Annotated in this window: 10 protein-coding genes; 3 read left to right on the top strand and 7 right to left on the bottom strand. The window is 72.9% G+C overall.

Going from position 1 to position 10,024, the window contains the following annotated elements; all coding sequences use genetic code 11:
* Window positions 1–4: 4 nt before the first annotated feature.
* From ACH4DX_RS15935 to ACH4DX_RS15905, 7 genes are all read right to left on the bottom strand, one after another.
* A complete protein-coding gene (locus ACH4DX_RS15935) occupies window positions 5–1,189 on the bottom strand; it encodes an alpha/beta hydrolase-fold protein (RefSeq protein WP_398155500.1) in 1,185 nt (394 codons plus the stop codon).
* A 758-nt stretch (window positions 1,190–1,947) separates the two neighbouring features.
* On the bottom strand, window positions 1,948–2,931 hold the full coding sequence (locus ACH4DX_RS15930) for an SDR family NAD(P)-dependent oxidoreductase (RefSeq protein WP_398155499.1): 984 nt from the start codon (window positions 2,929–2,931) through the stop codon (window positions 1,948–1,950).
* A gap of 69 nt (window positions 2,932–3,000) precedes the next feature.
* Window positions 3,001–4,185: an alcohol dehydrogenase catalytic domain-containing protein gene (locus ACH4DX_RS15925; RefSeq protein ID WP_398118876.1), complete on the bottom strand. Its 1,185-nt coding sequence runs from the start codon at window positions 4,183–4,185 to the stop codon at window positions 3,001–3,003.
* Window positions 4,186–4,288: 103 nt separating this feature from the next.
* Window positions 4,289–4,888, bottom strand: a complete 600-nt coding sequence (locus tag ACH4DX_RS15920) for a flavodoxin family protein (protein WP_398118878.1) — start codon at window positions 4,886–4,888, stop codon at window positions 4,289–4,291.
* A 139-nt stretch (window positions 4,889–5,027) separates the two neighbouring features.
* Window positions 5,028–5,702 carry an HAD family hydrolase gene (locus ACH4DX_RS15915; RefSeq protein ID WP_398155498.1) on the bottom strand — a complete coding sequence of 225 codons (675 nt, stop codon included), beginning with the start codon at window positions 5,700–5,702 and terminating at the stop codon, window positions 5,028–5,030.
* A gap of 52 nt (window positions 5,703–5,754) precedes the next feature.
* Window positions 5,755–5,991 carry a hypothetical protein gene (locus ACH4DX_RS15910; protein WP_398118882.1) on the bottom strand — a complete coding sequence of 79 codons (237 nt, stop codon included), beginning with the start codon at window positions 5,989–5,991 and terminating at the stop codon, window positions 5,755–5,757.
* An 8-nt stretch (window positions 5,992–5,999) separates the two neighbouring features.
* On the bottom strand, window positions 6,000–7,325 hold the full coding sequence (locus ACH4DX_RS15905) for a cytochrome P450 (RefSeq protein ID WP_398155497.1): 1,326 nt from the start codon (window positions 7,323–7,325) through the stop codon (window positions 6,000–6,002).
* A 125-nt stretch (window positions 7,326–7,450) separates the two neighbouring features.
* On the opposite strand from ACH4DX_RS15905, the gene ACH4DX_RS15900 reads away from it, so the two are divergent.
* The 3 genes from ACH4DX_RS15900 to ACH4DX_RS15890 all read left to right on the top strand — a co-directional run bounded on the left by ACH4DX_RS15900 (window position 7,451) and on the right by ACH4DX_RS15890 (window position 10,020).
* Window positions 7,451–8,266 carry a uracil-DNA glycosylase gene (locus ACH4DX_RS15900; RefSeq protein ID WP_398155496.1) on the top strand — a complete coding sequence of 272 codons (816 nt, stop codon included), beginning with the start codon at window positions 7,451–7,453 and terminating at the stop codon, window positions 8,264–8,266.
* Between the two features lie 585 nt (window positions 8,267–8,851).
* The gene (locus ACH4DX_RS15895) at window positions 8,852–9,343 is read left to right on the top strand and encodes a hypothetical protein (protein WP_398155495.1); all 492 of its coding nucleotides are present in this window, start codon (window positions 8,852–8,854) and stop codon (window positions 9,341–9,343) included.
* Window positions 9,344–9,417: 74 nt separating this feature from the next.
* Window positions 9,418–10,020 (top strand): carbonic anhydrase, encoded by a 603-nt coding sequence (locus ACH4DX_RS15890; protein ID WP_398118890.1) that lies wholly within the window; start codon window positions 9,418–9,420, stop codon window positions 10,018–10,020.
* Window positions 10,021–10,024 lie beyond the last annotated feature (4 nt).

Here is a 10,024-nt window from a genome sequence, read left to right as displayed (position 1 = left end):
CCGGTCAGGCGAGCGCCCAGGCGACATCCCTGAGCAGCGCGTGCCGCCAGCCCGCACGGTCGTGGCCGGACGCCGAGCGGGACACCCGCACGGTCGCACCGGCCCGCCCGGCCAGATCCTCGACGAGGCCGCAGTGCGGCAGCATCCGCGCCTCGTGCTCGCCCACGTCGAACGCGACCCGCAGCCCCGAAAGATCGGCGCCCCCGCGCAACCGCTCCGCGACCGCGCCGCCGACGGGCCCGCCCAGTGGGTCCGTCAGGTCCATGACGCCGGGCGCCCACCAGAACGAAGGCGACTGGCAAGCGACGCGTGACACCAGGCCAGGGAACTCGATGGCGGCGTACAGGGCGCTCAGCCCCGCGAGGCTCTGCCCGGCCACGACGAGGCGGTCACGGTCGGCGGGGACCCCGGACTCCGCGACCAGCGGCAGGAGTTCGTCGCGGACCGCCTCCCACAGCTCGGGCCTGCACGTGAACTCGGCCTCGCGGTCCTTGGCGGGGAGGAAGACCAGGGTCACGGGAGGCATCGCGCCGTCGGCGACCGCCGCGTCGAAGGCGGTCATGGCCGGGTGCAGGTGCAGCCAGTCGTCCCCGTCGAGCAGCAGGACCACCGGCCCGCCGCCGCCCACCGGATGGATCCGCACGGTCCGCCGCCCGCCGAGGCGCTCGCTCGCCCAGCGCAACCGGGTGCCCGGCAGCGGGAGCACGTCGTCGGCGCCGACAGCGGGCCAGTACGGCTGGGCCGGGGCGTCCGGGGTCGCGACGATGGACCGGTCGCCTCCGGCGCCCACTGGGTTCAACGGGTCGGCGTACGCGGTGCCGCCCGCACCGGCCGCACCGGCCGCGTCCGCTGTGTCGGCTGTGTCGTCCGTGTCGGCTACGAGGAACTGGTACGTGACACGCAGCCGTGCGGGCATCGGCACCTGTGCGAACCAGCAGTCCGTGTCGCCGAAGCGGCTCAGGGACACCGGTTCCGACCAGCTCTCGAAGCCGACGCGCGCCGCGGACCCGCGCCACAGGAACAGGGTCACCCACCCGCCGTCTGCGGCGGGTATGGAGGCGGGCGCACCCGCCGCCGCCCAGAACTCCTCGGTCCCGGGCGTCCCGGGGAGCCCGAACCGGGCGAAGGCGCCGGGGGAGTCGGGGTGGTCGCCGGTATCGGCCGCGGGATCGGACACAGGATGGTTCATGCAGGTGAGCCTAACCTCACCCGCGCGTACCGTTCCAGAGGTCTCGGCGTTGCCCTGGGGCTCTGGGCTCTGGGCTCTGGGCTCTGGGCTCAGGGCTCGGGGTGCAGGTGCGGGCCCGGTGCCGGGATCCATCTGCCGGCAGGTGCCGAATATCCCTCCGCCGAGCGGCCCTTCGCCGGCCCCCCGTGCCGGCGAAGGGACCCTCACCTCCCCTCCTGGTCACCCCGCGGGCAACGTGGCCGGCGGGGTGTGCCACGAGTCTGCGGTGACCGGCGAACCTCCCACAACAACAACCCGCCCACTTCCCTCAATTCGGGATTCCCAAGCCCCTGACCTGCTGGGACGCGAATGTCCCGGGATGCGTACGAGCGTCTGCCGCAGGCGGCGGCAGCGGCGGAGGGGAGTCGGGGTCGCGCGGGCGGCACGGACGCGGCCCGCACATACGAGCTGGAGTTCGAGGCCCGGGCAGGGGATCGGCGCCCGTCGACGTCATGCCCGTGACGCGGTCGTCCGCGCCGATGACGACGATGACGGGAGGGAACGGGGAGCGCCGGGGGCGCAGTGGTCTGGCCGCGCCCAGTTCGGCCGCACCGCCGACCCGAGCCGCCACCTCCGGTACCGCCCGACACGCTGAGTCCAAGGAACCCGCCCCGGTGGCCATGGACCGATGCTGGCACACGGGTGCCGGTGTCGGCGCTCGTGCCGCTACCGCTACCGACGCGGCGCGTCCCGCCCACGTGTCCCGCCCGGACGGACCATCAGTCGGATCGCTCGTTGTACGCGTCCGCAGCCGTCTCGTTCATGGCGCTGCCCATGGCCTGCACCCGCCCGGTGACGGCACCCTGCGGCGGCGCGATGTCCTTGCCCTCGCGCAGGGGCTCCCGTGTCCCGGTTCCCTCGGGGAGCAGCCGGGCCAAGAGGCCGTTGAGGCGCGTCGTCGCCGCGGGCGCCACGCCGTGCGCGAGGCCCGCGGCGCGCGCCAGGGGCGTCAGGACGAGGCGGGTGCGTCGCCGGACCACGGCGTGGACGATGCGCTCGGCAGCGCGCTGGGCGTTCATGGAGACGAGCGGCGCCCCGGCGAGCGTCGAGAACCAGCCGTACTCCTTGCCGCGGTCGCCGCCGAACCGCGCGTGCAGATGCGAGCCGGTGCGCATCAGGCCGGGGTAGACGGCCGTCACGGTGACACCGTCCGCGGCCGTCTCGGCGTTCAGCCCCTCCGCGAGCACTCCCGTCGCGGCCTTGGCGCACGCGTACGGCAGCAGATGCGGCACCCCCATGAGCCCGCCCACCGACGAGATGAGCGCGAGGCGCCCGCCGTGCGGACTCTCCCTCAGGTAGGGCAGGGCTTCGAGCGCGGTGTGCAGCGCGCCGTGGAACATCGTGTCCATCGCCGACCGGAACTCCTCGGCGCCGATCGATTCGAGCGGCGCGACCTGGATGATCCCGGCGTTGGCGACGACGATGTCCGGGCCGCCGCTCGTCTCGTGCGCCGTACGCAGCACGGCCCTGACCTGTTCCTGGTCGCGGACGTCACACGGGGCCGTGTGGAGGACCGCCCGGGGGTGCCGCCGCTGCAACTTGGCCCGGGCGCCCTCGAGTTCGGCGGCGTCACGGGCGGCCAGGGTGACGGTACAGCCCCGTGCGGCCAGGCGGTCGGCGATGAGCAGACCGAGACCCCGCGACCCGCCCGTGACCAGGGCGGAGTGCTCCGACAGGGTTTGCGGGGAACGTGTCGTACGCATGTCCGGGGTCTCCTCGTCCGGTCGCTGCGGCTTGCGGCGCCACGGATCGGGGCGCCGCGGCTCTCGGCGCTACGGCCTCAGGAGCGTCTTGATCATTCCGTCTTCCTTGGCCTGGAAGGTCCGGTACGCGGCGGGGCCCTCCTCAAGTGGTACGTGGTGGGTGGCGAAGCCGTCCACGCCGAGCGGGTCGTCGTCCGTCAGGAGGGGCAGGATGTCGTCCACCCAGTGCTTGACGTTGGCCTGGCCCATGCGCAGCTGGAGCTGCTTGTCGAACATGGTGAGCAGCGGCAGCGGATCGGCCGCACCCCCGTACACACCGGACAGCGAGACGGTGCCGCCGCGCCGGACGATGTCGATGGCGGAGTAGACGGCGTGCAGCCGGTCGATGCCGACACGGTCCATGAGCTTCTCCGCCACGGCGTCGGGCAGCAGCCCCACACCCCAGTGCGCGGCCTTGGCGATCGGCGCTCCGTGCGCCTCCATGCCGACGGCGTCGATGACGGCGTCGGTGCCGCGCCCCTGGGTGAGGTCGCGGACCGCGTCGCCGAGGTTCTTGCCGTACCGCCGCAGGTCCAGGGCCTTCACGCCGTCCTCGTGCGCCCTGCTCAGCCTGGCGGGCACCAGGTCGACGCCCACGACGAGGCTCGCCCCGCGGTGCAGGGCGATCCGGGCCGCCATGGCCCCGATCGGGCCGAGGCCGAGGACGGTCACGGTGCCGCCGGGCGGGATGTTGGCGTACTCGACCGCCTGCCAGGCCGTCGGCAGCACATCGGAGAGGAAGACGTAGCGGTCGTCCGGCGGGCCGTGCGGCACCTTGATCGGCAGGTCGTTGCCGAACGGGACCCGCAGGAACTCCGCCTGGCCGCCGGGGACCTGGCCGTAGAGCTTGGTGTAGCCGAACAGTGCGGCGCCCGTGCCGCGCTCCTTGACCTGGGTGGTCTCGCACTGGGAGTGCAGGCCGAGGTCGCACATGTAGCAGTGCCCGCAGGACACGTTGAAGGGCACCACGACCCGGTCGCCGACCGCCAGCTCCGTGACATCGGCACCGACCTCCTCCACGATGCCCATCGGCTCGTGTCCGAGGATGTCGCCGACGTCCAGATAGGGCCCGAGCACCTCGTACAGATGCAGATCGGAGCCGCAGATGCCGCTGGACGTCGTCCGTACGATGATGTCCGTCGGCTCTTTGATCACGGGATCGGGCACGGTGTCGACACGGACGTCTCGCTTTCCGTGCCACGTCAGTGCGCGCATGGGTGCCTCCTGCGGTGCGGTGGACTGTCATGGCCCCGGGTCTCCCGCCGCGCCGACATCATGCGTGCGGCGGCTGACGGGGGAGCCGGGCGGGGTGGAAGGTTCACGAGGGCGGGTAGGGCTTGGCGGACAGGAGTCCGGCCAGGTGATGGGCGTTGACGGCCAGGGCGCGGGTGGCGGAAGCCACCTCGTCGGGGGTGGAGTCGAGGTCCTTGTAGTCGGTGCCCTGCATCGCCTCGCCGACCCAGTACGTGACCGCGTTGGGGGCGAGCGAGAAACCGACGTCGTTCAGGCCCTGGAACAGGTCGGCGCTCACCTTGTGGGCGCCGTCCTCGTTGCCGACGACCGCGACGGCGGCGACCTTGCCGTACGTGGACAGCCGCCCCTCGTCGTCCGTCTCCGACAGCTCGGCGTCGAGGCGTTCGAGGACGCGTTGGCAGATGCTGGAGGGGTGGCCGAGCCAGATGGGCGTGGTGAGCAGCAGGATGTCGGCCCGCATGACCTTCTCGCGCAGGGCGGGCCACTCGTCGCCCCCGCCCATGTCGATATCGACGCCCGGTGACACCTGGTGGTCGGCGACACGGATCGTCTCGCTCGTGGCGCCCAGATTCTCGAACTCGCGCAGGACCTGGTCCGAGAGCACGTGGCTGCTGGAGGGGGTGGGCGATGCGTTGAGGGTGCACACCAAGGACAGAACGTGCATGGCGGGGATGGACCTTTCTGATTCTTCGGGGGTGAAGGCCAGGGGGGTGCAAGCCAGGGGGTGTGGCCGGTGGAGGGGTCGGGGGAAGGTCGGGGGAAGGGGGAGTGGCGCCGCGGGTACGGGCGGGGCCGGGGTGCCCTCAGCCGGTTCTGTCCGTGAGGGACGCTTCCAGGTCGTCCAGGTCGTCGAGGAGCTCCGCGGGCGTGGCGTAGACGGCCGCGGCGCCCTCCGCCTCCAGGTCCCGGCGCGGGATGCCTCCCGAGAGGACCGCGACAGCGCGTACGCCGGCGCGGCGCGCCGCCTGCATGTCCCACACCGTGTCGCCGACGAACAGCGCCTCGTGCGGCTCGCACCCGGCGATGTCCAGGGCCTGCCGCACGGGGTCGGGAGCCGGTTTGCCCGAGGAGACGTCGTCCGCGCTCGCGACGCCCGCGATGACGTCGTCCGCGTCGATGGCGCGGCGCAGGGCCTTCAGCTCCGCGCCGCCCGCCGAGGTCGCGAGGACGACGCGCCAGCCGCGGGCGTCGAAGGCGTGCAGGAGTTCCTTGGCGCCGTCGAGTGCGGGCAGCCGCTCGAAGCAGGTGGCGTACAGGACCTTGTGCGCGGTGCTGATGTCCTCGTCCGCGGACCGGTCGCGGTCGTCACCGAGCAGATGGTCGATGAGGTCGTTCGAACCGAGCCCGATGGAGCGGTGGATGTCGTGCGTCGGCACGTGGTGTCCCGCTTGACGGAACGCCTCCCACCAGCAGACGACATGGAGATGGTTCGTGTCGGCGAGTGTCCCGTCGACGTCGAACAGCGCCGCGCGCGCCATGGCCTCACATCCTTCCGTACGATCGTCCCGTGCCCCGGCCCGGGCCGCACCTTCAGTGGTCGTGCCGGGCGTCTTCTTGCGCGGTGGGGCTCGGCGTGAGCGCGTCTCCCGCCTCGCCGTCCTTCCGCTCGCGCTTCTTCTTGTCGCGCTCGGTACCGGCCGGCCGCGTTTCCGCGTCCTCGACCTCGTCGAAGACCTCCTCGGCCGCTGTCTCGGCGTGCTCGTGCGACGTGCGCCCGGCCGCGGACGCCTGTCCGCCCTTGTGCTCGTGATCGCGCTCGTGATGCATGTTTGTCCTCACTTCGTCGAGATGTCGGTGATCTGGAAGCCGCTGCGCGGCCTGGTCGGCATCCGGTTCAGGGGGATGCGCAGATCCTGCTCGGGCACGCGGTAGTCGAGCCGCGCGAGGCGGGGGAGCAGGGTGCCCAGGACGGCCAGCGTGATGTCCTCGCCCGGGCAGCGGTGGCCTTCGGACGCCTCCCCGCCGCCCTGCGGGACCAGCTCGTCACGGCCGGGCTCGCGGCCGGTGAACCGCTCCGGGTCGAACACGTACGGCTCGTTCCACAGCTCTGGGTCGTGGTTCTGCCCGTAGAGGTCCAGCAGGACGAGGGTGCCCTCCTCGATGGGCTCGCCGTGCCACTCCACGTCCGCGGGGGCGTGCCCGGCGACGAACGGCGCGAAGGGGTAGAAGCGCCGCAGCTCGTGCGCGAACGCGCGGGCGTACCCCGAACGGTCGCTGGCCAACGGCTCCCGGAGTGCCGGGTGCCGGTGCAGCGCGTGGGCGCCGAACACGGTGTACCAGGTGACGGCGACGGTGGGCCTGATGATGTTGAGGATCTCCACGGCGGCGGTGCGCGGGTCGAGCAGCTCGCCGTCCGCGTCGCGGTGCGCCGCCACGGCCTCGACCGCGGTGGCGGGGCGACCGGTACGGGAGCGCTCGCCGTCGGCCGAGCGGAGCTCCTCGACGAGCAGGGCCAGCCGCTGCTCCTGCCGCCGCCGGGAGCGCCGGGCCCGCCAGTGCCGGGGCCCCGCCGTCGCGAAACCGTCGACCATGGTCACCAGGTCGCGGGCGGTCCCGCGCGCCTCCGACTCCTCGGGGGCGGGGTCGTCGGGGTCCGCCAAGCCCCGCGCAGCGGCAGCCCCACGCGACCCTGCCGCCCCTGCACCCCCTTTACCCCCCGCACCGAGCGGTACCCCCGCCCACGCGCACACGGCACGGGTGATCAGGACGCTGACCTCGTCGAACAGCGAGACGCCGGACCGGCCCGACCACTCCTTGGCCGACCGGTCCCACTCCTCGCCCACCTGCTCGGCGAGTGCAGCGACACCCGCCGCGTCCTTGAGGAGCGACATGAACAGGGCCTTGCGCGTCCGGTGCTCCTGCCCGTCGAGGGTGTGCACGGCGCCCTGGCCGAAGAGCGTGCTGAGGACCGGTTCCGGCAGCGCCGTCCGGCGCCGTACGTGCTGCTCGTCGTAGAAGAACGTGACGGCGGCCGGGCCCCGCAGCGCCACCGCGGGCTTGCCGAGCAGCCTGGTGCGGACAGGCCCGGGGCCCTTGCGGCGGCTCAGATCGGGGAGCCAGGCGTATCCCCGGCTGAGCAGGGGCAAGGTGCTGTCCACCATCCGGCGGTCCCTCCACAAACTTGGGCAACATGAGCAACATCGACCCGGGTGCCCAGGCCGCTCCCGATCAATCGCGGCGGTGGGCCGCCGGAGTGCTCCCCTGGCGCACGATCTAGCGTGGACGCATGGATCTCCCGCTTGCCGAGTTGGACGCACGCGTCACGGAATGTGCCGCCTGTCCGCGCCTGGTCGCGTGGCGGGAGGAGGTGGGGCGGGTCAAGAGGGCCGCTTTCGCCGACTGGACGTACTGGTCGCGACCCGTGCCCGGATTCGGCCCGGCGGACGCTTCGCTGCTGGTCATCGGGCTCGCTCCCGCGGCACACGGCGGCAACAGGACGGGCCGGATGTTCACGGGCGACCGCTCCGGAGAGGTGCTCTACGGCGCGCTGTACGAGGTCGGGCTCGCCTCCGGGCCGGTGGCGGTGTCCCTGGACGACGGCCTGACGCTGCGCGGGGTGCGGGTGACGTCGCCGGTGCACTGCGCGCCGCCGGAGAACAAGCCCACGCCGGGCGAGCGGGACACGTGCAGGCCCTGGCTCGTGCGGGAGCTCGGCATCCTCGCGCCGGGGCTGCGCTCGGTGGTGGTCCTCGGGGCGTTCGGCTGGCAGGCGGCGCTGCCGGCGTTCGCCGAGGCGGGCTGGCGGCTGCCCAGGCCGCGGCCGAAGTTCGCGCACGGTGCGCGCGTGACGCTGGAGCGCGCGGTGCCCCCGGAGACGGGCGCGGGTCCCGACGCCCCGGGCCCTGTCACCCTGTACGGCTGCTTCCACGTCAGCCAGCGCAACACCTTCACCGGCCGCCTGACCCCGGACATGCTCAAGGACGTCCTGCGGCGGGCTGCGGGCGAGGCGGCCATCCCGCCGTACGCCGCTCCGCGGCGCACACCGGCTCCGTCGGCCACGCGGCCGATTTCACCCGTTCCCGACCGCCCCGCCAGCCTGTAGCAAATTCTTCCGACATGCCCGCCCTGTGTTCGAGTTAAAGGGAGAGCGGCATGAAACACGCAGGAAACATGAAGGCCTTCTCATGTGACCGACGGAGGGGGCCTTTTGCCGTGGGGGAGCTCGCTCACCTGCGTTTCCGCCCTTCGCGGCGGCGGGCGGTCAAGCTCCCCACGGGTGCGAACGCGCCACCCCTGTCTGGTATCTGCTGGTCAAGGGAGTTGTGTGACGAGCGGGGTTGCGGCAGCGCTCTCGTGGGACATCACGGCGCCGCGCAGGTGAAGAGATCGTGAACGACGCGCGGTGATTCAAAAGGGATCAGGCCAAAGTGGCGCCGACAGAGGGTTTTTGAGCCAGTGCGGGATTGCTCACCTTTGACTTTGACTTGGCATCGCTTTTACTTTGAATTGCAGCGGTGAATGCGCATCGAGCCCGCCGCGCAACCCCCTTCCCAGGAGGTACGACGTGGAGAAGTTCGACGAGGGCGCGGGTGGTCCCGTACCGGCGAAGCAGCCGGCCGCGGCCGACCGGACCCGTGCGCGGCACCGGCCGTGAGCCCGCCCCCAGCACACCGAACACCCTGAACCGATGACGCACTTCGCCACCGGCCGCCCGGACGCGCACCCGGTCACGCCCGCGGACACCAGGCCGGACCCGGGAGCGACACCGCGCCGCCCCCTGACGACCGTCCCGGCACGGGCGCGCCAGTGGGCGACGGCAGCGGTGATCGCCCTGCTGACGCTCCTCCTCGGCGGCGCGGCCCCGGCCGCCGCCGCGACCCCCGCCGCCGCGTCCGCCCTGCCGTCCGCCGCGCCGGACACCTACCCGGCGGCCGAGGAGACGAAGGAACGAGCCCTCCGGGACGGCGAAGTCCTGCATCAGCCCCGGCACCTCCCGCGCAACCGCCCCCACGTACCCGTCGCCCGCAGCTGCGCCGCCCCCTTCTGGGCGTGGTCCCTGACGCACTGCCGCCCCGACCCGCGCATCGACCCGGGGCCCGGCTGTTCCCGCTCCGGCCCCGCCGATCCCCGCAGAGCGGGCGCCGGGCTGCTGATCCTCCTCTGCGTGTCGCGCTCCTGAGGGGTGCCCCACGGGCCCACGGCCCGCACACCCCCACCCACACCGACACCGACACCCCAGGAGGTGTCTCCGCCATGGAGACCTTCATCGCCCATGCCCGAGGGTTCACCGCCCGCATCGCCGAACGGCGCGAAGAACAGGAGACGTTCGGCAGGCTCGCCGCCGGTCAGTCCCCGCTCGCCCTCTTCATCACCTGCTCCGACTCCCGGGTCGTACCGTCGCTGATCACCGGTGCGCGCCCCGGTGAACTCTTCGAACTGCGCACCGCGGGCAACGCGGTGCCGCCCTACGAGCCCGACCGCCCCGCCGGAGCCGAAGCCGCGACGATCGAGTACGCGATGCGGGTGCTCGGCGTCGCCGACATCGTGGTCTGCGGCCACTCGCACTGCGGTGCCGTCGGCGCGCGGGCCCGCGGCGACGACCTCACCGGGCTGCCCGTCGTACGGGACTGGCTGGACCGCCAGGTCTCCGGCGGACTGCCCTGCGACGACGGCCCCACGGTCGCCGGCGCCGTCCAGCGCCATGTGCGCGAACAGCTGGAGCGGCTGCGTGGCCACCCCTGTGTCGGCGAGCGCCTCGACACCGGCGCCGTACGCCTCCACGGCTGGTACTACGAGGTCCACACCGGCCTGGTCATGGCGCACGACCCCGAGACCGACGTCTTCCTGCCCCTGTGACTCC

It is taken from the genome of Streptomyces sp. NPDC017940 (assembly GCF_044328435.1).
Classification (GTDB): domain Bacteria; phylum Actinomycetota; class Actinomycetes; order Streptomycetales; family Streptomycetaceae; genus Streptomyces.
The sequence above is the reverse complement of the archived record's forward strand: the minus strand, read 5'-3'. Positions and strand labels throughout refer to the sequence as shown.